This is a genomic window from Dyadobacter sp. HNCC25DJ186, from assembly GCF_056895235.1.
Genome location: NZ_JBXHAS010000002.1, coordinates 699,193 through 720,908, shown reverse-complemented (window position 1 = coordinate 720,908; position 21,716 = coordinate 699,193). Strand labels below are relative to the sequence as shown.

General features: G+C 40.1%; 21 protein-coding genes. 13 read left to right on the top strand and 8 right to left on the bottom strand.

Annotated elements, in window-relative coordinates; translation table 11 throughout:
• Window positions 1-8 precede the first annotated feature (8 nt).
• Window positions 9-1,637: a replicative DNA helicase gene (gene dnaB, locus AC1XUO_RS08000; RefSeq protein WP_483329247.1), complete on the top strand. Its 1,629-nt coding sequence runs from the start codon at window positions 9-11 to the stop codon at window positions 1,635-1,637.
• 148 nt (window positions 1,638-1,785) lie between these two features.
• Here the strand turns inward: dnaB and rlmD are convergent, their stop codons facing one another.
• Window positions 1,786-3,189 carry a 23S rRNA (uracil(1939)-C(5))-methyltransferase RlmD gene (rlmD, locus tag AC1XUO_RS07995; RefSeq protein WP_483329246.1) on the bottom strand — a complete coding sequence of 468 codons (1,404 nt, stop codon included), beginning with the start codon at window positions 3,187-3,189 and terminating at the stop codon, window positions 1,786-1,788.
• 59 nt (window positions 3,190-3,248) lie between these two features.
• Here rlmD and AC1XUO_RS07990 point away from each other — a divergent pair, with 59 nt between their 5' ends.
• Window positions 3,249-3,764, top strand: coding sequence for a hypothetical protein (locus tag AC1XUO_RS07990; protein WP_483329245.1), 516 nt, complete (start codon window positions 3,249-3,251; stop codon window positions 3,762-3,764).
• A gap of 52 nt (window positions 3,765-3,816) precedes the next feature.
• Here the strand turns inward: AC1XUO_RS07990 and AC1XUO_RS07985 are convergent, their stop codons facing one another.
• The gene (locus AC1XUO_RS07985; protein WP_483329244.1) at window positions 3,817-5,106 is read right to left on the bottom strand and encodes an outer membrane protein assembly factor BamB family protein; all 1,290 of its coding nucleotides are present in this window, start codon (window positions 5,104-5,106) and stop codon (window positions 3,817-3,819) included.
• A 43-nt stretch (window positions 5,107-5,149) separates the two neighbouring features.
• On the bottom strand, window positions 5,150-5,587 hold the full coding sequence (locus AC1XUO_RS07980) for a hypothetical protein (protein ID WP_483329243.1): 438 nt from the start codon (window positions 5,585-5,587) through the stop codon (window positions 5,150-5,152).
• A 223-nt stretch (window positions 5,588-5,810) separates the two neighbouring features.
• Between AC1XUO_RS07980 and AC1XUO_RS07975 the strand changes: the two genes are divergently transcribed.
• The 4 genes from AC1XUO_RS07975 (at window position 5,811) to AC1XUO_RS07960 (ending at window position 10,056) form a co-directional block, all read left to right on the top strand.
• Complete coding sequence (locus AC1XUO_RS07975) at window positions 5,811-6,410, top strand: Crp/Fnr family transcriptional regulator (RefSeq protein ID WP_483329242.1); 600 nt, start codon at window positions 5,811-5,813, stop codon at window positions 6,408-6,410.
• 671 nt (window positions 6,411-7,081) lie between these two features.
• Window positions 7,082-7,465, top strand: coding sequence for a DoxX family membrane protein (locus AC1XUO_RS07970; RefSeq protein WP_483329241.1), 384 nt, complete (start codon window positions 7,082-7,084; stop codon window positions 7,463-7,465).
• A 247-nt stretch (window positions 7,466-7,712) separates the two neighbouring features.
• A complete protein-coding gene (locus AC1XUO_RS07965; protein ID WP_483329240.1) occupies window positions 7,713-8,150 on the top strand; it encodes an SRPBCC domain-containing protein in 438 nt (145 codons plus the stop codon).
• Between the two features lie 583 nt (window positions 8,151-8,733).
• Window positions 8,734-10,056, top strand: a complete 1,323-nt coding sequence (locus tag AC1XUO_RS07960) for a porin (protein WP_483329239.1) — start codon at window positions 8,734-8,736, stop codon at window positions 10,054-10,056.
• A 62-nt stretch (window positions 10,057-10,118) separates the two neighbouring features.
• Here AC1XUO_RS07960 and AC1XUO_RS07955 read toward each other — a convergent pair whose 3' ends face one another.
• Together AC1XUO_RS07955 and AC1XUO_RS07950 are read right to left on the bottom strand one after the other, a co-directional pair.
• Entirely contained in the window at window positions 10,119-10,574 is a 456-nt protein-coding gene (locus AC1XUO_RS07955) for an SRPBCC family protein (protein WP_483329238.1), read from the bottom strand.
• Between the two features lie 74 nt (window positions 10,575-10,648).
• Window positions 10,649-12,769 carry a Tex family protein gene (locus tag AC1XUO_RS07950; RefSeq protein ID WP_483329237.1) on the bottom strand — a complete coding sequence of 707 codons (2,121 nt, stop codon included), beginning with the start codon at window positions 12,767-12,769 and terminating at the stop codon, window positions 10,649-10,651.
• A 139-nt stretch (window positions 12,770-12,908) separates the two neighbouring features.
• On the opposite strand from AC1XUO_RS07950, the gene AC1XUO_RS07945 reads away from it, so the two are divergent.
• Window positions 12,909-13,502, top strand: a complete 594-nt coding sequence (locus AC1XUO_RS07945; RefSeq protein WP_483329236.1) for a peptidylprolyl isomerase — start codon at window positions 12,909-12,911, stop codon at window positions 13,500-13,502.
• Window positions 13,503-13,553: 51 nt separating this feature from the next.
• On the opposite strand, the gene AC1XUO_RS07940 is transcribed toward AC1XUO_RS07945, so the two are convergent.
• Window positions 13,554-13,784, bottom strand: a complete 231-nt coding sequence (locus AC1XUO_RS07940) for a hypothetical protein (protein ID WP_483329235.1) — start codon at window positions 13,782-13,784, stop codon at window positions 13,554-13,556.
• Window positions 13,785-13,898: 114 nt separating this feature from the next.
• Here AC1XUO_RS07940 and AC1XUO_RS07935 point away from each other — a divergent pair, with 114 nt between their 5' ends.
• Genes AC1XUO_RS07935 through AC1XUO_RS07925 form a run of 3 tightly spaced genes read left to right on the top strand, consistent with a single transcriptional unit; the run spans window position 13,899 to window position 15,451 of the window.
• Entirely contained in the window at window positions 13,899-14,480 is a 582-nt protein-coding gene (locus tag AC1XUO_RS07935) for a Crp/Fnr family transcriptional regulator (RefSeq protein WP_483329234.1), read from the top strand.
• Window positions 14,481-14,539: 59 nt separating this feature from the next.
• Entirely contained in the window at window positions 14,540-14,998 is a 459-nt protein-coding gene (locus AC1XUO_RS07930) for a DoxX family protein (protein ID WP_483329233.1), read from the top strand.
• An 18-nt stretch (window positions 14,999-15,016) separates the two neighbouring features.
• On the top strand, window positions 15,017-15,451 hold the full coding sequence (locus AC1XUO_RS07925; RefSeq protein ID WP_483329232.1) for a DUF2141 domain-containing protein: 435 nt from the start codon (window positions 15,017-15,019) through the stop codon (window positions 15,449-15,451).
• Window positions 15,452-15,567: 116 nt separating this feature from the next.
• On the opposite strand, the gene AC1XUO_RS07920 is transcribed toward AC1XUO_RS07925, so the two are convergent.
• Window positions 15,568-16,755 carry a T9SS type A sorting domain-containing protein gene (locus AC1XUO_RS07920; protein ID WP_483329231.1) on the bottom strand — a complete coding sequence of 396 codons (1,188 nt, stop codon included), beginning with the start codon at window positions 16,753-16,755 and terminating at the stop codon, window positions 15,568-15,570.
• 497 nt (window positions 16,756-17,252) lie between these two features.
• Between AC1XUO_RS07920 and AC1XUO_RS07915 the strand changes: the two genes are divergently transcribed.
• The 3 genes from AC1XUO_RS07915 to AC1XUO_RS07905 all read left to right on the top strand — a co-directional run bounded on the left by AC1XUO_RS07915 (window position 17,253) and on the right by AC1XUO_RS07905 (window position 19,476).
• On the top strand, window positions 17,253-18,266 hold the full coding sequence (locus AC1XUO_RS07915; protein WP_483329230.1) for an LLM class flavin-dependent oxidoreductase: 1,014 nt from the start codon (window positions 17,253-17,255) through the stop codon (window positions 18,264-18,266).
• Window positions 18,267-18,285: 19 nt separating this feature from the next.
• Window positions 18,286-19,236: a helix-turn-helix transcriptional regulator gene (locus AC1XUO_RS07910; RefSeq protein ID WP_483329229.1), complete on the top strand. Its 951-nt coding sequence runs from the start codon at window positions 18,286-18,288 to the stop codon at window positions 19,234-19,236.
• Window positions 19,237-19,302: 66 nt separating this feature from the next.
• Window positions 19,303-19,476 (top strand): hypothetical protein, encoded by a 174-nt coding sequence (locus AC1XUO_RS07905; protein ID WP_483329228.1) that lies wholly within the window; start codon window positions 19,303-19,305, stop codon window positions 19,474-19,476.
• A gap of 123 nt (window positions 19,477-19,599) precedes the next feature.
• On the opposite strand, the gene AC1XUO_RS07900 is transcribed toward AC1XUO_RS07905, so the two are convergent.
• Window positions 19,600-21,684, bottom strand: a complete 2,085-nt coding sequence (locus AC1XUO_RS07900; RefSeq protein ID WP_483329227.1) for a S9 family peptidase — start codon at window positions 21,682-21,684, stop codon at window positions 19,600-19,602.
• Between the last annotated feature and the right edge of the window lie 32 nt (window positions 21,685-21,716).

The following is a 21,716-nucleotide window of genomic DNA, read 5'->3' as shown; positions in this document are numbered from 1 at the left end:
TGTCATACATGGAAAATGACAAATCGACAAACCAATTTAACAAGTCAGGTACTAAATCTGGTATTCCCAGCCGGAAACCAGCTGTTTCCCGAACACAGGGTTTTGAGCAGAATTATGGCAAACTTCCTCCTCAGGCCATAGACCTGGAAGAGGCAGTTCTGGGTGCCTTAATGATTGAAAAAGACGCACTTACAGCTGTTGTTGATATATTAAGACCGCAGAGTTTTTACAAAGATGTACATCAAAGAATATACGCTGCGATCCTGACACTCTTTGCAGATTCGGAGCCTATCGATATGCTCACCGTTATTTCCAAGTTGCGGAGTACCGGCGAAATTGAACTGATTGGAGGGTCATCCTATATCGTTGGGCTGACCTCGAAAGTCAACTCGGCGGCAAACATTGAGTACCATGCGAGGATCATCACACAAGCGTCCATAAGGCGTGAATTAATTACCATTTCATCTGAAATTCAGAGAGATGCGTTCGAGGATACCACTGACGTTTTCAAACTGCTTGACAAGACCGAACAGGCTTTGTTTCAAATTTCAGAGTCAAACATTAAGAAAAATTATTCTGACATGGGTTCTTTGATGCGTCAGGCATTGGAAGAGCTGGATCAGAAAAAAAATAACAAGGATGGACTAACGGGTGTTCCTTCGGGTTTCAGCGCTCTCGACAGAGTTACGTCAGGTTGGCAGAAAACTGAATTGGTTATCCTTGCGGCGCGTCCGGGTATGGGAAAAACGGCTTTCGTCGTTTCATCACTCCGAAATGCTGCTGTGGATTTTAATATGTCCGTAGCTATTTTTTCGCTCGAAATGTCCTCGGTTCAGTTAGTGAATCGTCTGATCTCGGCCGAAGCAGAAATTGATAGTGAGAAAATCCGTAAGGGAAGCCTTGCTCCGCATGAGTGGGAGCAGCTTCACCACCGTATCCATCGACTGACCAACGCACCAATTTTCATAGACGATACCCCTGCCCTATCCATTTTGGAATTGCGGGCAAAATGCCGTCGATTAAAAGCGCAGCATGATATCCAGATGGTGGTTATTGACTACTTGCAGCTGATGACGGGTGATACAGGTGGAAAAGGCGCTGGTAACCGTGAACAGGAAATTGCGATGATTTCTCGCTCATTGAAAAATCTTGCTAAGGAACTTGATGTGCCCGTGATTGCGCTTTCCCAGTTGAGCCGTGCGGTTGAGACCCGTGGTGGTGAAAAAAGGCCTCAACTTTCAGATTTAAGGGAATCCGGATCTATTGAGCAAGATGCCGATATGGTAATTTTCTTGTATCGTCCTGAATATTATGGCATAACTGAGGATGAAACCGGAAACTCTGTTGCAGGTGTCGGCGAAGTGATTATTGCAAAAAACAGGGCTGGATCTCTGGAAACGGTTCAACTAAGATTCATCGGGAAGTATACAAAATTTGCCGATCTGGACTCTCAATTTGCGCCTGCTCCATTCGTAACCGATCGCCCGATTAACAATCCAAATCCGATTTCTTCTTTTGAAAATCAAAACAGAAATGCTAATCCGGCACAAAATTCCGGTGGAGGGACTTTAAGAAGTCGAGCCAATGATTTAAATAATTTTGACTACAAAGGACCAGACAGCGAACCGCCTTTTTAATTCCAAAAAGATGTTTATAAATAAAAAAGCCGTCTGAACATAAGGTTCAGGCGGCTTTCTTATTTATTGGTAAAATTATATTAATTTAAATCAAACATCGCAAAAAATTAGTTAGTCAATAGAAATAATACTATTCACACTTTCGATCCTATCGTTCCTTTCTTAGTAACAAAGCGACATTTTCAACGTGATGCGTATTAGGGAACATATCGACGGGCTGAACTTTGGTAACTTCATAATCTTCTGACATAAACGCCAAATCCCGTGCCTGCGTGGCCGTATTGCAGCTTACATAAACAATGCGGTCAGGAGCAGCCGCCAGAATTGTTTCCACAACCGGTTGGTCCATACCCGCCCGAGGTGGATCGGTAATGATTACGTCCGGTCTTCCATGTTTTGCCAGAAATCCTTCATTCATTATTCTTCGCATATCACCTGCGAAAAATTCTGTATTCGTGATTCCGTTTAACGCAGAATTTATTCGCGCATCCTGAACCGCTGCTTCAACATATTCAACACCGACTACCTTCCTGGCCTGGCGTGCAACAAAATTGGCAATCGTCCCAGTTCCTGTATATAAATCGTAGACAGATTCGTTTCCGGTCAGTCCTGCGTAATCTCTTGTCACTTTAAACAAATTGTAAGCTTGCTCAGAGTTTGTCTGATAAAAAGACTTTGGCCCAACCAAAAACGTCAGATCTTCCATTGTCTCCCTGATCGTCGCTTCTCCCGAGAAATTAATTACTTCCTGATCCTGATAAGAATCATTTCCTTTCAGGTTTACGATATAATTCAGCGAAGTAATTTCCGGATGATTTTCCCGCATAAAATTCATGACCTTATCAATCGCCTCGTCGTTCTGCTCGCCAAACTGCACGATCACCATGATATCGCCGGTATTTGCCGTACGAACCACCAGATTTCTGAGCGTCCCTACGTTGTATTTGACATCATAATATGGGATTCCATTCTCCTCACCAAAAGCGTGAAGCGAATTACGTAGGGCATTGGATGGATCCGGCTGCAAATGACAGGTGTCCACAGTAAAAATTTTGTCAAAACGCTTCGGAACGTGAAAACCCAGTGCGTTTCTTGAAAATGTTTCGCCAGTATCTAATTGCTCTTTTGTTACCCAGCGATAATTTGAGAAAGTAAATTCCAGTTTGTTACGATAATATTCTGTCTTTGGTCCTGCAAGAATCGGATTGATTTCCACATTTTTGATCTTACCAATTCTCTGAAAATGGTCTACAACCTGCTGTCTCTTAAACCGTAACTGATGTTCGTAAGCAATATGCTGCCATTTGCATCCGCCGCAAACCGAATAATGCTGACAATAGGGCTGCGTCCGAAGCGAAGAATAGGAATGAACTTTGGTGACAATAGCCTCTTTTAATTTTTTCTTTGTTCTGACCACTTCCAGGTCCACAATATCCCCCGGCGCAACATTTCCTTCTATAAAAATTACACCATCTTCTGATTTGAAAATACACTTACCTTCTGCCGCGAAATCAGTAATTTCAACGTATTCGTACCTGGTACCCTTTGACATTTGTTTTTATTTTATTTCTAAATTCTACCTATCGCCTAATTTTTACCGCAACGCCCATCATGAAAAACCGATTGATTTTATCCTTCGTACTTCTGCTATGCATCATCGAAGCAAGGGCCACACATATTGTGGGTGGGCAATTATTTATAACCGAAAACAAAAATAGTTATTATAACTATAACATTGGGCTTACAATGTATTTTGATGCGCGCAACGGCAACCCAGGCGCCGAAGATAATCGGGTTCTGGTTTATGTATTCAGAAAGCGCGACAATGCCTCGATGGGCTTTATTGACATACCGAAAACAGGACGAAAATCGGTCTCGTATACAAATCAACTCTGCGTGATTGCTTCAACAGAAACTATTCAAATAACGTATGCGACCGATATTTTTCTTGATCCGGCAGATTTCAGTGACCCCGGAGGTTATTACATGGTGTGGGATCGGTGTTGCCGGAATGGAACGATAACGAATATCAAATCGCCGGGCGATGCAGGGAGTTTGTTTGAAAAAGCCAAATTTTCAAATGTAACCCGCGATTTCCGGGTAATAACTACAATAAAAGGCTTCTAAAATTTTACTGAGTTTTCAATGTTCCAAGAGTTGGATAAGTAGGAGCAGACGATCATTTTATCGCCTCAAAACAATATACATTCAACTCCGTGCTGGCAAAAACCCTTCCTTTTTTACCATTTTGAGCAGGGATACCAGTCACGAAACCGTTGTAAATGGAACCACCTTTTGCATCCAACGGAGGCATATCCCATAGCAATTTTCCTGTTTGCAAGTCATAGGCTCTCAGATTGTCGCCGCGGATGCCATAAATGACACCATCCTGATGGTAAATGTCACTGGATAACGAGCCAGATTGAAGTGCCCAAAGTTGAGCTCCATTCCCTGCTTTCATACAGTACAAATATCCATTGTGCCCACTCAATATAATTTTATCATCGATTTTTATGAAATCCTGAAATCCAGTATGTTCATCAGTAAGTTTGTATTGCCAAATTCTTTCTCCTTTCATAAGATCAAAACAACCCAAGGAATTTAAAGAAGTAAGGTAAATTTTGCCACCATCAATAATTGGCGTCAAACTTGGCGCTGCTCCGTCCTCTTCAATGCTTAGCGGGGCCCTGTTGTAAATCCATTTTTTTTGAGAGATATTATAGAGACCGAAATAAGTTCTATTGTTATTATAACGCGCGGGTGGTCCCATTTCATTGGATGGAAGCAATATCATCATATTGCCATCAAGGAGAAAAGTCTTAAAGCGATAAATGGCACCTAAAAAATAGTTGTATCCATCACTATACGCATATTCAGCATTGTATTCAGGTCGAATACTCTCCTCCAATTTATCGGTATCAAAATCTCCCATGAACATACTATCTTCGATTCTTTTGAGGTTTCTAGAGACAGGAGAGTTCCCGGAGATGAAATATTGATTTCCAATGTTTGTCGGTTCAGCCGCTGATGCAAACCCTCTTTGGCTTTTCCATATCGTTTTTCCGGTCTTTGAATTAATACAATAGTCTGCGTACCGATCATGTAATAACAACTTATCCTCGTTTAAGACTATGGCCTTATTAAGGGTTCTGACTAACGTTTTGTCATAAAGGTCATCCCAAGTCCAGATGTTCTCTCCTGTAATTACATCTTTTAACTGAAGATAAAATTCACCGTATTTCTTTGGATCTAAAGATTTTCGCATGGCTATGGAAAGTACCCCTTTACCATCAATTACATAGCCGTGGTAGAGGCCGTACGCCAAAGTACCATCGGAAATTGAAGATTTCCACAAGAATGGCTTTTCAGTCACCACTCCATACTTATCAGTTTGAGTCGTGATTTTCTCCGGATTACACGATAGCAACCCAGAGAAAATATAAAGAGTTAAGAGTTTGATTTTCATCATTATTTAATAAGATATTCTAAAAATCGAAGAATTATTTCCTCCATTAAATACCCAGTTCATCGTCGATTCTATTCATCTTTTTAAACTCGCCATGATTAATATTGCCGAAGGCTTGTTGACTAAATCCCTGCCAGGCTCCTCCCTGATTTGTTGCAGATGCCTGAGTTACCACACCATCACTTGGTGTATCATGATAAATGTAGTAAACAGTCTGATACGTAAGCATACAATACGAACGGCATTGAACAGGGTCGGGCTGCGTGTCACAATAAGTGTAGTAGTACTCTTCTGAGCAGGTATTCTCCCAATGAGTTCCGTAGATTGGTTCAACCCAGGTTGCACCAATAACTTGTTTCCATCCGGTATTAGAATCTGTATTGACCCAATTACGCCCCTCTTCCCACCTGTTTTTTCGCATTTGATGAAAACCATGTAATGGTAAATTCATCCAGCTCATGGCTTCTTCACCATTTGAGATCATATTATTGTAATCGTTGGTTTTTCATGTTGCATTTTGTATGAGTTGATAATTCATTTTTTCTTGGATCAAAGTAAATATTTCTTGCAATATTTATATCTTGTCGTACGACATCAATTCAACTTGTCGTACGACAATATTTCAGCTTGTCGCGCGACAAGAATGTTGGTTTCGGAGAGACATTTTATGGCTTCTTCTTATTTAAACGCCTATTAATTACCTAATTATGGAAAACGGAAAACTGCCACTGCATAAATTGATGGAAGCCATTGATACACCGCGGTTTGAATCATTAAAGGAGCATTTTTCCCAATTCCTCACTCCTTATGTGATTAAGAAAGGTAGATTACTGGTAGACATTGGGCAGGTTAACAATAATATATATTTCATCAAATCTGGTGTCATCAGATCGTATTATTTGAAAGGTTCCGACGATATTACTTCGAGGCTTATAGCAGATGGAGAAATCGCGTGTGTTGCCGAAAGTTTTTTTTCACAACAGGTATCGGACGAAGTTATGGAAACGCTTCTTGATACAACCGTTTACTCCATTTCCTACAACACTTACCGCCAGCTTGCGCAGCAGGATATACTTATTGCCCAGTTAATCATTCAGCTTTTAGAACAACGTTTGGTTAGTTTCAGCGAGCGTGTGCGTTTGTTTAAGTATCTTTCTGTAGAGCAACGCGTTGAATACTACATCAACCAGCCATATTCACTGTTCCGCCGTGTTCCCGACCATTACATTGCCACTTATCTGGGAACCACATCCGCCACTTTCAGCAGATGTTTAAAAACGGCTAATCTTGATAAAATTCAACATTAAGCGGGTTAGTTTGAAATTTACATTGTGTCAACATGAGTTTTAAGCCAGGTAATCGAAATATTGAATCTTCATTTTTTCTATATTAAGGCGCAGTAGTCCGAAAAAATTAACAATAGACACAGTATAAATCGACCCTTAAGACAAAATCCAAACCCCCGTAAATAGGTAGAAAAAAGTACATGAATACCTCAAAAAAAATGACGGGCAAATTATAGACTAAAATATTGTCTTGATTTTCAACCATTTATCAATTACTTATACTACAAACTAAAATTACAGTAAATACTTTACTTATATTATTTATTATACTTTTTATTTTTTTAAATTGGTTAATAAATATTAAAAGGCATCTAATCTTGCACGAAAATGGGTAAATTTCGTGCAAATTGAATTCATCTAAATATTAAAGCATCGATCTGATATTAGAATAATCCAATAATATACATCGCCTATAACCTGGCCATTTCGACATTTATCCTTTGAATCAAGAATACTTTCTTGGCTCAAATGCCCCATCATCCAATTTGTTTTAGAGGGATATCATTTAAATCTGACAACAGATTATAGAACGCAACAGAGTTTTTCAAGCGCTTTCATGTATATTTGAGTAAAGAACATCACATTTTCGAATCCTTCAAATTATGATTTCCTCTCAACAATTATCTTTTCTTATGGCGCGACTTGCAGTCGGTATAAGTATGTTTGGTCACGGGCTGGTCAGACTTGAAAAGTTGAATGTATTTAGCGGATGGATGGTCGAGCAATTTCAAAAATCGATGCTGCCGGAATTTATAGTAACGCCGTTTAGTTACGTCCTCCCTATTGGTGAATTTGCGGTAGGAGCGCTGTTGCTCCTGGGTTTATTTACCAAACAAGCATTGACAGGTGGCGCAATTGTAATGATCGCTCTAATTTTTGGCTCAACCATGATTGAATGGTGGGATGCAATCCCGTCACAGTTGATCCATGCAGCATTCTTTTCTGTTCTTCTGATTTTCGAGAAACAGTACAATACTTTCGCCTTAGACAATGTATTGAAACGCAATAAACGCTGATCACAACTACGAAAGTTGTATAAATATTATAAATAAACAACATACTAAAAGTTTTAAAATAAATAAAAGTATTATACTTATCTATTTTTTAATACTTTCAATTCTTTTTATAATTTAGCCGTTTAAATCCGCTGTTATCTTGCGTAATTACTCCAATCGGACACCCATGAATTAACCTGATTGTATCTGTATATGGCATGATTTTTCTTTGTATTTTGGAAGAGATATTAACTAAAACCAAGAAATCATGAACCGAGAACTGATAGCAACGACGTCCATTTCAATTTTTGCCAGCCCATCAGAAGTCTGGAAAGCCTTGGTAGATCCTGAAATTATTAAACAATATATGTACGGAACGGAAACCGAATCTACCTGGAAGCTTCACGATCCGATAACATTTCGTGGTGAATGGGATGGCATTCCTTATGTCGACAAAGGCGTGATTCTTGACATTATTCCGCAGAGAGTTCTTAGTTATTCTTATTGGAGCTCCATGTCCGGAACGGAAGATTTCGAAGATAATTATGCACACATAACATACCACATATCTCCTTATGACGACGAAACGACAGTTACCGTCACGCAGGATAATATCGAAGACGAAGATAAGGTGGTTAAAATGGAGGAGAACTGGATGAACACCCTGGTTCAGTTAAAAAAAATCCTGGAATTAAAAACACATTAGCAGAAAAGGACTTGCGAAGATTATTTCTTTGCAAGTCCGTCTTGCCTTCTCCCTACCCCAGGCAAAGCCGACATAATTCAATTTAGATCATTAAAATACTTCATTGAAATCCTGCCAAATGTGTCAACAAAATGATCTTTCTATAAATGAAAGCGTCGTTGAAGATGCTAAATCACGTTACCACTTACGAAAATTGATTAAGCAAATATTTTATTTTTGAAACAAAGACGATCCGATAATTCCATTTACAAGCGCAGAAAACAATCTCACCCATCGTAGGTGCCAGCCTAAAATAATCATCAATTGGAGTAGTTATCCAGGATGAAATTAATATTAATTCACATTTAATGCGGTTATTTGTGGTTCAAATATTTACCACAGAGTAAAATAATATAGCACTTTTTAAACATTTTATATTATTAATTAGTATTATATATTTAATACTTTCATATTCTTGTGAAAAGAATAAAATGTATAATACATTTTTAGTTAAAAATATACATTAGTTTATAAGTACTTATATATCAATCTGTTGCGAAATATTTTTTTGAACTGACACCATAAATAGAAAAACTTCCTGGTAATGAAGAAATGGATACCGCCAATCCTGTTTTTGCTCATGCTTTTAAAACCCGATTATACCTTTGCCCAACGCTTTCTCATGGACCTTGTAGATACAACAAACCAGATGGGCAAAGGAATGTTATCAATTTACGAACGTTATAATCGGGTTCGGATCAGCGGATATATCCAGCCGCAATTTCAGTTCATCGGTGCGAAGGGAGCCGAGAGTTTTGCAGGTGGAAATTTTTCAGAGTTTGCAGATAACCGTTTCATGCTTCGTCGCGGAAGACTCCGGGTTGACTACGCGCACCTGAATGCCAAAGGGGAGCCAACCTCCTACTTCGTTTTTCAATTTGATGGTACGGAAAGAGGCGTTGTTATCAGAGATTTTTGGGGAAGATTTTATGAGAATAAATTGAAGCTTTTCGCTATCACCACGGGAATGTTTGCAAGACCTTTTGGTTATGAAGTGAATCTTTCATCTGCGAACCGCGAGACGCCTGAGCGTGGCCGAATGTCACAGATTTTGATGAAAACAGAGCGCGATATCGGTGTGATGTTAACCTTAAACAAACGCCACGCAAATGGTAAAAGCTCTGATTTCAGATTTGACATTGGCGTTTTTAATGGACAAGGAATGTCTGGCCCGGTGGATTATGACAGTCACAAAGACGTTATCGCCAAAATCAGTATGAAACCGAAAAGAATCACCCATTACTCCCGCGCGATGTTTTCCGCAGCGATTTCTGGATATGCTGGAGGCATCACCAGCCAATCGGAAGTGCTGTATAAAGTTGTCAAAAATAATACGCAATATGTAATGTCAAGAGATTCTTCCCGGACCAATTTCGGGAAAGCAGCGCCAAGAAATTATGCAGGAGCTGATGCTCAGTTGATCATTCCTAACAAAAGAGGACAAACCGAGTTTCGCGCGGAATATATAAAAGGAAGCCAAACTGCTACTGCACTCAACAGCGAAACGCCCGGAACATATCCCATGATCAGCGGGTCGAAAGCACCACTTTACATTCGAGATTTCGATGGAGCATATTTTTATTTTCTTCAAAATTTGAATAGTGAGAACCACCAATTTGTCATGAAATATGACTGGTACGATCCAAATAAAAAAGTTTCCGGCCAGGAACTGAGCACGACTAATGGTTTCAGCAAAGCGGACTTGCAATACAATACTTTGGGTTTTGGTTATGTTTATCGCGCAAACGAATCTTTGAAATTTACGTTTTACTATGAAAATGTAAAAAATGAAAATTCGCAGATTCCAGGTTTCACTGAAGATGCGGATGATGATGTTTTTACTTGTCGTGTTCAGTATAATTTCTGATAATTCTTTGCCATGAAAATGGCTGCGTCTATAAACACGCAGCCATTTTAAAATTTAAGAGATTAGGATCCAAACCGCTCGGTCAGAACTTTCTTTCTGTACTCAAAAATTCCTTTTACTTCATTATTTATAAAAACGGCATCGGCAATGTCTCCCAAAAAACCTAGCGGCACTTTATAGTTTAAGATGTCCGTCATAACGACTCCGCCTTCTACTTCGGCAAAGTGGTGTTGATGATGCCAAAAAGCATAAGGACCGAAACGCTGTTCATCAATAAAATATTTTCTATCAACCACGTGGGTTATTTCCGTACACCAGTTCAAGGGAATACCAAGAACAGGTTTTACAATGTATCGGATAATCTGACCAGGATACATCTTTTCTCCATGGTGTTTTGAAGTGACAACAAAATCCATGTGTGCGGGTGTTATTTCCTTCAAATTTGCCGGATTTGAAAAAAACAACCATGCCTCATCCAAAGTAATCGGTAATTGCTGCGTAAAATATAATTCCTGCATTGATAGATTGGGGTTTGGTTCTGGTAGATTTTCATTTGTGCAACAATCATGCCGTAATTTAAAACGGATCGAAACTAAATCCCTTTCATACTCAAAGCAATTCTTTTTCTTGCAAGATCAACTTCGGAAACTTTGACCGTCACGATTTGTTGAAGCTTAACAACTTCATTAGGATCTTTTACATACCTGTCGGCCATTTGTGAAAGATGCACAAGCCCATCCTGTTTTACACCAACATCAACAAAAGCACCGAAGGCAGTGATGTTCGTTACAATTCCCTGAAGGACCATACCCACACGTAAATCCTCAGGTTTACGCACGGCACTGTCAAATTCAAATTTTTTAACTGGCGTTCTTGGATCGCGCGACGGCTTTTCAAGTTCTTGTAAAATATCTTTCAGCGTCGGAAGGCCAACAGTATCAGTAACATACATGTTTGGATTAATTTGTTTACGTAACTCGGGTTTTTGAACAAGATCTTTGACACTTGCGCCAACATCCTTCGCCATCTTCTCAATAACAGGGTAACTTTCCGGATGTACTGCACTGTTATCCAACGGATTGACGCCATTTTCTATTCGCAGAAACCCGGCAGCTTGTTCGAAAGCTTTTGCTCCTAGTCGCGGCACTTTTAAAAGTTGTTGCCTGGATTTGAAATTCCCATTTTTTGCACGAAAATCAACGATATTCTGCGCCAGAGCGGGTCCCAGTCCCGAAACGTACCGCAATAAATGCTTACTAGCCGTGTTGAGATTTACGCCTACGGAATTTACGCAGCTTTCTACGGCTACATCCAAAGCATTCTTCAATGCAGTTTGGTCCACATCATGTTGGTACTGCCCTACGCCAATGGATTTTGGGTCAATTTTAACGAGTTCCGCAAGCGGATCCATCAGACGGCGGCCAATAGATACTGAACCACGCACGGTTACATCTTTATCGGGAAACTCTTCACGGGCCACGTCCGAAGCTGAATAAATAGATGCCCCCTGTTCACTGACCATGAAAAGCCCAATGCTGTTTTCTTTATCGGCGGATGATAAAAGTTTTTTGACAAAATCCTCAGTTTCCCGTCCGGCAGTTCCATTTCCTACGGCGACGGCTTCAATATTATATTTCTGAATTAAATCTGTCAGGACAGCGTTTGCCTCGTTGGATCTATCGAAGGGGTAAATTACTTTATCAGCAACCAGATTTCCCTGATTATCGAGCACTACAACTTTACAGCCTGTCCGGTAACCAGGATCGATTGCCAAAACGTTTTTTTGTCCAAGCGGCGATGCTAACAATAATTGTCGCAAATTTTCGGTAAAAATCTGTATCGCGTACTGGTCCGCTTTTTCCTTTGACAAATTTGAAAACTCAGTTTCGATCCCTGGCTTCAATAACCGCTTGTAACTATCGCTGATAGCCAGTTCAAGTTGATCCTTGCTTCTTTCGGTACCTTTCAGAAAGATTCGATCAAGATTCTCGATCGCCTGATCTTCATCAGGAGAGATATCTACACTCAAAAATCCTTCCTCCTCCCCGCGGCGAATGGCAAGCAGCCGGTGAGAAGGAATTCGGGAAAGCGGTTCAGAAAACTCAAAGTAGTCACGATATTTGACACCTTCCTCTTCTTTTTTCTTTTTTACCTTGGATGTAATAATCGCGCCTCTTTGAAAAACAGAACGGATTTTGGCCCGAGCATCCTGATTTTCACTGATCCATTCGGCAATAATATCCCGCGCACCCTGCAAAGCATCTTCAATTTTTTCGACTTTATCATTCAAATAATTTTGTGCCTTACGCTCCGGATCAGATTCTTTACCAGAAAATATAAGTTGTGCTAAAGGTTCCAGCCCTTTTTCCATAGCCATGGAAGCACGTGTTTTTCTCTTTTGCTTGTAAGGCAAATAAATATCTTCCAGCTCAACAAGCGAAAAAACGCTTCCAATCTGCTTACGTAATTCAGGCGTTAGTTTTCCCTGATCTTCGATGCTTTTCAGGATAGCTTCTCTGCGTTTTTCAACTTCCTGTTGTTTTATATAGGCATCTCTTATAGCTCCAATTTGAACTTCGTCTAACCCTCCGGTAGCTTCTTTTCGATATCGCGAAATAAACGGTAGCGTAGCTCCCTCATCAAATAATTGAATGGTATTGCGTACTTGTTTCTCAGAAATGCTTGTTTGTTGGGCAATCAGGGGGTAGTTCATAAATCTTTCTAAATGGTAGTATTCCGGATCGTAAAAGTAGTCAGTCATCACAGAAAAAACGCCAAAAGATTGAAATTTAGAATGTGATTTTGTCCAAAATATTAATAAAATTGCATGACTGAACTTCTGACCAAAACTTATGAAAGGCTTATATCAGACCATTCTCACTATATGGATTTTATTATCAGGTATCAAAACAATATCCGTCGCTCAAAAAGTTTTAATAGAAACGGATAAAGGGGAGATCATGATCCGGTTAGCTCCTGAAAAGGCACCTGTCAGTTGCGAAAATTTTATGCAAAATGTTGACCAAAAGAGATATGACGGGGCTACTTTCTACCGGGTTGTCAGGCTAGATAATCAACCCAATAATAAAGTAAGAATTGAAGTAATCCAAGGTGGAGTTGAGGATGACACGACCAAAAATTATCAACCTGTTATTCATGAAAATACGAAAATTACAGGTTTAAAACATCTTGATGGAACACTTTCAATGGCACGAATGGGGACGGGAACTGCAAGCTCCGAATTTTTCATCTGTATAAATGACCAGCCTGAACTGGATTTTGGTGGTAAGCGAAACCCTGACGGACAAGGATTTGCAGCATTCGGACAGGTGATGTCCGGAATGGAAGTTGTACGTAAAATTCAAGGTGCACAAACAGGCCAGGGCGCAGATTCTCAATTATTAAACCCACCTGTTAAAATTATCCGGGTGAAGAGGTTGAAATAAACGATATTCATTTTCAACAAATACCGTTTGTACTTTTCCTGTAAATTTAAATCATTCTGATTCGCTGCTTTCTGATGGAATATCGTCCATACTTTCAGATGGCTTCTCAGTTCTTGAACCAGGAGCCACTTCGGGCGCGTCAGGACCAGGAACATCCGGAGTCGGATTCATGGGCGGCATAATCGTAGGATTCGAAGTATTTGGATAACTGTCGGGCAGCTGCTTATCCGGAAAATCGTTCATGATTGAACCGAACAGATCGTTGTATTGAAATTCTAACATGATAGTTGTTTGTTGATGAAATGGTATGGGAAGTAATAAAAAACTGTGCCTGATTAGAAGAATTTTTGTTTGACAAATACAGGGCAGTTGTTATTTTTTTTGAAACGATCCAGGATGCAAGCCATAGAAAAATTAAAAGCCACGATCCGAGCCATGACGAGTATTTCCGAGATGGAGCTGGATTTTTTTTGTCAAAACCTCACGATTAAAAGCTTTGAGAAAGGAGATTTTCTTTGTCGTGAAGGACAAGTTGAAAATCATATCTTCTTTATCGTCAACGGTGCCACACGTAATTATTTCTCAAAAGATGGAAAAGAATTTACAGTGGGATTTCATTTTGAGAATGAGTTCGTCACCGCGTACTATTCGCTTCTAACCCGCGAACCATCGCCATTTTCTATTGAAGCAGTTGAGCCAGTTGAAGTCATTTTGATTCCGGAGAAGTTTCTGAATAGTTTTTATGAAAGCTACAAATCAGGGGAGCGCATTGGAAGGTTATTGGCGCAGGCTCAGTATGTCCGAAGAATAGAACGTGAAATGGAATTAATGTCTTTGACGGCAGAGGAACGTTACCTCAAACTACTGGAACAGAATCCAAAGCTTGTCCAATCTTTTTCAATCAAACACCTGTCTTCTTATTTAGGAATACAACCGGAAAGTCTGAGCAGGATCCGAAGACAGCACGTCCGAAACTAACATATGTTATTTCGGGGTACCGACAATTCCACGAAATTTGCAGAAACAAAACATAAAATATGATGCAGGTTTTAATCGTTCTTTTTTCAGTTTTCACAGTTGGTTCCGGAATATCGAAGATCTTCCTGGGAGACTGGCAATTCGTTATTAATGCAAATATCGCCATGTTTTTCATGCTCTGTTTCACAGCTGTTGGACATTTTAAGTTTGCTAACGGCATGAAAAAAATGTTACCTCAGTTTCTACCCCTGAAAAAGGAGATCGTTTTTTTTACGGGTGTTTGTGAAATTCTGCTCGGCTTTGCGCTGCTTTTTCCAAACCTGAGGTACACAGCCGGGATTCTTCTGATTATATTTTTTATACTTATATTACCTGCCAATATCAAGGCTGCTATTGATCATCTTGATTATCAACAGGGTACATTCGATGGAAATGGAGAAAGTTATTTGTGGTTTCGAGTGCCCATGCAAGTATTTCTTATCCTTTGGGTATGGTATTTTGCTGTAACAGGTTTTTAATAATCTAAAATAAAACTCATGAGATTTCTTCAAATTGGTTTCAGTGCTTTTTTCTTAATTTTTATTTTTCCCAACTGTTATGCTCAAACGAGCAGCCAGACTGTACATATCAGCAACATTAAAAGCAAAACGGGAAATATAATGATCGGCTGGTATAATAGTGAGGCAAGCTATAACGATAAGAATAATCCAATATTCAAGAAATTGGTGCCTGTCAATAACCAAAAAGAAATAGCCATTATATTTGATAATATTCCTGCGGGTAAATATGCGATTTCGTTATTTCTTGACGAAAACGGGAATAAGAAAATGGACACCAATTTTCTCGGGATTCCTAAGGAGCAATATGGCTTTTCTAATAATATTATCCCCGCAACCCGTGCTGCAAATTTTGGAGAAGCTGTTTTCGAGTTAAAGGATAAGCCTGCTAAAATTTCAATAAGGTTGAAGTAGAATCCACAATTTCCTGATTTGTTGGACCGAATGTGGCACGTCGGAGCAAATGAGCTGCCGTACTTGCTGTCAACGGAGTGGTATAGGTATCCAAATAGACCATTTTCAGACTGAAATTACTTTGTTACTAAGATTTTTTGCGTCCTGTATTGACCATTTTCAAGGATAACCTGAACCAGATAAATTCCGGCATCCAAACTTTTTACATCAATACCATGGGCAGGGACCGACGAAGCGGAGTAAACACTATTACCCGCTGCGTTTCTCAACGCGACTTCTATAACGGGAGATTTGTCGGAAACTTTCAAGAACAATCTATCTACAACCGGATTGGGATAGAACACAGCAGCGACACCTTCCAGTCGAACACTTTCAATCCTGCTGTACGCGAAAGTACCGTCCTTATCGACCATTTTTAAACGATACAAGTTTTCCCCAATCACGGGAGTTACATCAATAAAACTATAATCAACACTTGAAGAACTTTCTCCCACTGCTTCCACACTCCCTTTTTCTATCCAAGCTTTGCCGTCAGTACTATGTTCGATATTGAACTTTTGACTATTTTGTTCGGATGTTGTCCGCCATTGAAGATTTGTATTTGAAGCGTCGTTTAATGAGGCTTTGAAACTAACAAGCGTTACAGGCAAAGGAGCTGATGAACCGGCTGCCAATGTGTAAATGCTGTATGTATCAGGAACTATGCTTGCACTTGAAGAAATTGAGCCGGTAGTGAGCGTGCTGCTACCTCCAAGCAATGCAGCCTGGTCCACATTTGAGCTGACCTTTTCCCATCGGGAACTTCCTGTGTTCCATCCTACGATTGTTAGGACATCCAACACTCCGCCGGTAAGCAATGATATACCACTGGCGGCATTCCAGGTAAGCGTGATCCTAGTGGCATTAGATCCATCGATATCCCAAAATTCGCGGGAACTTACTGTTTCAACCGTGTTTTCCTTTTGAGAGATTAAAAAAGGCCCTCCGGATGGCACGCCGGCTCCGTTAGGATTTTCAAGAAAATATGCTCCCTTAACTCCGTCCGCAGCCGCAGCAAAAGGACGGTAGACATTGTTATCGCCAACTGGAAAAATAAAATTTGTGGTTCCATTTTTCTTAACGTAACCGTCTATATGTTTGGCGTCACTTATACCACTAAGGATTGATTCCGACGAAAAACTAACTAAACCAATTGGAGCTGATCGCTTTGTAACCACAATTCCACTTTGTCCAAAAACAGCCTGTGTAGTAAACACCAAGGCACATCCTGCTATTATCTTAATTTGCTTGTAAAACCTTTCCATTACGTCGAGATGCAAGATTTTGTGTTAAAATGATATTCTTAGCCTTAAAGTTAGCGTAAGTATTTCTACAAGAAATACCTAAGTTGATACGATGAAGCAACTTGCAGTTTGAAAATTATTCTACAACATGACAAAAATATATATACAAATATATGTAATATTATTTCTACATTTTCATCTATTTTATTTTAAATATTCTTTAAAGACACAATAAAGAGAAAGGCGGCGTAAATTTTACGCAGACGTTTCTTCAACATTGATGTGCTGATTTCGGATGAACTGACAGATTGGATGGGATTACAATACATCGCGAAACTATGAAGAAAATCATCGCAAAAAAGTTTCGGATAACAAAAATTTAAAAAATTGAAATTAATAGAAACATGAGTTGAAAGAACTTAATTATTTGAAGAGGCTGAAATTAAAAAACTAATTTCCCACAGCGTTGGAATACAAATTCAATGCATGGTGTTGTATCAAAAAACACAATATTCACCATGAAAAATTTGAAGATTGGAATTCTCGATCAGTCTGTCGTAAGAAACCAGGATGATGTAAGAGGTGCCATATTAGAGACGATCGAAACTGCTAAACTTGCGGAAGCACTTGGATATAGTCGTTTTTGGGTTTCTGAGCATCATAATTCTACTTTTATAGCCGGCTCAACACCCGAAATGCTTATGGTAAAGCTGGCGGATTCTACAAAAAATATCAGAATTGGGTCAGGTGGCATTATGCTGCCTAATCATAGCGCGCTGAAAGTGGCAGAAAACTTCCGTTTGCTGGAAACACTTTTCCCTGGACGAATTGATCTGGGCATGGGCAGAGCACCTGGCACAGACCGAATTACTTCGTCATTGCTGAATCCGTCGAATGATTTCAGTGAACCAAGTTATTTACGTCAGCTCGAACATTTGCAGCATTTCTTCCAGGACACAGCCGGTACCGAACGTGGCTTTATTTACGCCACTCCGCAGTCGGAAACTATTCCTATGCAATGGATTCTGAGTTCAAGCGGCGGGAGCAGTAAAATTGCAGCCAGATTCGGACTTGGACTTGTAGTGGCCAAATTTATCAATGGATTTGCCACGCCCGAGATCGTTGAAACATACAGGAAAAACTTCAAACCGTCTTACCAATATCAACAGCCAGCTGCTATACTTTCGATTTTCCTGATCTGTGGTGAAACTGAGGAAGAAGCAAGATTTATGCGGAAAATGATGGACTATATTTTGATAGAGTTTGAAAAAGGGAAATTTGGCCCGTTCCCGAATGCTGATGTGATAAGAAATTACAATTTCACCCAGGGCGAACTTGAGCGCTTAAAGTATAACAGCGGCCGGATCATTTCAGGAACGAAGGATGATGTAAAAGAGCAGCTTACAAAACTTGCTGACGATTTTGATGTTGACGAAATAATCATCTCGACAATGACAGCTAGTTATGAAAGCAGAAAACGTTCCTTTGAGTTAGTAGCGGAAGCATTTAATTTGAATAAATTCGCAAATTGAAATAATCAATTTGCTTCTCATGAATCGTTTCGACCGCATTACTGCCATTCTTATACAACTCCAATCACGCAAGATTGTAAAAGCCCAGGATCTGGCTGAAAGGTTTGAGATTAGTTTGCGGACGGTATACCGAGATATGAATACGCTGGCAGAGGCTGGCGTACCCATCATCGGTGAGGCAGGTGTTGGTTATTCAATCATGGATGGCTATCGCCTACCGCCGGTTATGTTTACAAAAGAAGAAGCGAGAACTTTCATCACGGCTGAAAAGCTGATGGAAAAATTCACGGATTCTTCAACCAAAATGCACCATCAGTCGGCGATGTTCAAGATAAAATCGGTATTGAAAAGTGCGGATAAGAACTTGCTCGAAAATATGGAACAGCATATTGAGATCAGACATCAACGTGAGGCATTCAATCCGACACTGAATAATACCCTTGAAATATTACTAAAAGGGATTTCAGAGAGGAAAGTTATACGATTGCATTATTCTGCATTTAATACGGATGACATTACCAGCCGCGAGATCGAGCCTATCGGAATTTATCATGAGCATAACTACTGGTATGTTGTTGCATTTTGCTTATTGAGAGACAGTTATAGAAATTTTCGCTGTGACCGTATGTCGAAAATTGAGCTCACGGACACGACTTTTAGCAAACAACACGCATCGTTAAAAGAACATCTCGAAAGCGTTCCTAAACTTGAAAATCTCCAACTTGTCGTGCTACGGGTGAAGAAAGACATCTTACGCTATATTCAGGAACAGAAGCATTATTATGGATTTGTTTCAGAAAAAAAGATCGGCGACGATTATGAGATTACTTTTCTAAGTGCTTCTCTCGATGGTTTTGCAAGATGGTTTGTGATGTTTGCAGAATTCGCTGTGATTGTGCAGCCAAAAACACTTGCAGAGTCCGTTAAAAAACGACTGAACTTTGTGCTAAATAATTTAAAAGATTCGTAAAAACTACTGACATACCGTTGTCATAGCCTTGTATTTATTTTGTAGTGCACTAAAACAACAACGATCATGTTACGAAAAGCAGCAGATATATCACTGGAAAGCAGCCATTTGTATTTGTCGTCTAACGCTGCATCAATTAGCTACTTGACAAACAAAACGATTGTTAATTGGCTTAAAAACCGTCAAAATGAGGTTTCAATAAAAGATGTCACAGCCGGCTTCCAAACTCAAAACAAATAATACCTAAAAACTGAGCACCCCTTTCTTATGTGTTAATTGTCGGCTCAAATTCCCCAGATAATTTTATTTCTTGTTAAAAGGGCCGGAGTTTATATCCGACCCTTTTAAAGTTATCAGGCTCCGTTAGTCCGCAATCCCTTCCAGCGCAAACATGAAGGCATATTGAAGCGCTATTTCCTTCAAATACTCAAACCGTCCTGACGCTCCACCATGCCCGGCTTCCATGTTGGTCTTCAACAGGAGAATATTCTGATCCGTTTTGTGCGTGCGAAGCCGGGCCACCCATTTCGCAGGCTCAAAATACTGAACCTGGCTGTCGTGCAAACCGGTTGTCACAAGCATGTTCGGGTAGGCCTTTTTGTCGACGTTATCATAGGGCGAATATGATTTCATATAATCGTAAGAATCTTTGTTTTTTGGATTACCCCATTCATCAAATTCATTCGTTGTCAGGGGGATACTTTCATCAAGCATGGTTGTAACAACATCCACAAAGGGAACATCGGCCAACACGCCACGCCATAAATCGGGGCGTAGATTTACGATGGCGCCCATCAGCAAACCTCCGGCACTGCCACCTTCGGCATACAAATGCTGTGAAGACGTGTATTTTTCAGTGATCAGTAGTTCTGCACAGGTAATAAAATCGGTAAATGTATTTTTCTTTTTGAACAATTTTCCGTCCTCATACCACTGCCTTCCCATCTCCTGACCTCCCCGAATGTGTGCTATGGCAAAGATAAAACCCCTGTTAAGCAGACTTAGCCGGTTGGTACTAAAACCTGCGTCTATACTGTTTCCATAAGATCCGTAAGCATATAACAACAGCGGTGCGTTTCCATCCAGAGAAATTCCCCTTTTGTAAACCAAAGAAATCGGAATTTTCAAACCATCGTGCGATGTTGCATATAACCTTTCGGCCCGATAAAGCTCAGGATCGTAGCCGCCTACAACTTCCTGACGTTTCAATAAAGTTTTCGACTTTGAAACCATATCGTAATCATAGGTTGATCCGGGGGTTGTCAAAGACGTGTAATAATATCGCAGCATACCGCTGGTATATTCGGGATTCGAGCTGACATAAGCGGCATATGCCGGCTCTCCAAAATCGACATAATGTTCAGTACTTGTTTCGCCAATTCTGATGCGTAATTGCAGCAAACCGTCTTTTCGCTCCGTCACGACAAGAAATTTTTCAAATACTTCGATGCCTTCGATCAAAACATCATTGCTGGTGGGAATAACTTCTTTCCAATGTTCAACGCCAGTTTTATCCAGTGGCGTTTCCATCAATTTGAAGTTCAGCGCATCCTGATTCGTAACGATTAAAAAACGGTCGTTCTGGTGATCCACATCATAGATTACATCTTTCATCCGTGACTGGAACACTTCAAAATCACCCTCAGGGCGGTCAGCGTCCAGGATAAAATACTCGGAAGAAACCGTCGCCGACGAAGCGATCATAATATATTTCCCTGATTTCGTTTTACCGACACCAATGTAATTGCTATTATCTTCTTCCTTATATACAACTACATCGCTTTTAGAGGCTTGCCCAAGCGTATGCCGTTTAATTTCTTCGCTAAGCAGTGTCTTCGGATTTGTTGCGGTATAAAATAGTGTGCGGTTATCATTTCCCCAAACCGAAGCTCCGCTCGTAGGAAAAATGGAATCCTGGAAAACCTCACCTGTTTCAAGATTTTTTATGTAAATCGTATACTGCCTCCGGGATACTGTATCTACGCCATAGGCCAGCAATTTATTATCAGGACTAATGTTAAAACCGGTTGCAGCATAATAGGGATAATCCTTAGCGAGTGCATCCACGTCCAGCAAAATTTCCTCCGGCGCGTCCAGGCTTCCCAGTTTTCTGCAATATTTATAATACTGCTCCCCTTCTTCGCTTCTGGTGTAATAAAAATAGCCGTTTTTAAATACCGGCACAGACTCATCCTTTTCTTTGATACGTCCTTTCATTTCAGCAAACAAATCAGTCTGAAGCTGGTTTGTTGCCTCCATCATCTTTTCTGTGTATGCGTTTTCTTCTTTGAGGTATTCCACGACCTTTTCGCTATCCGGCCCCTCACGAAAAAAATCCGCCATCCAGTAATATTCATCAATACGCACGTCACCGTGCATTCCGGTATCGTATGGTTTCTGCTCGGCCACTGGTGGCTTAGCGGCAGGCCAGTTATATGGTTTATTCACTACATTAAGATTTATTTCAAAAATAGACAACG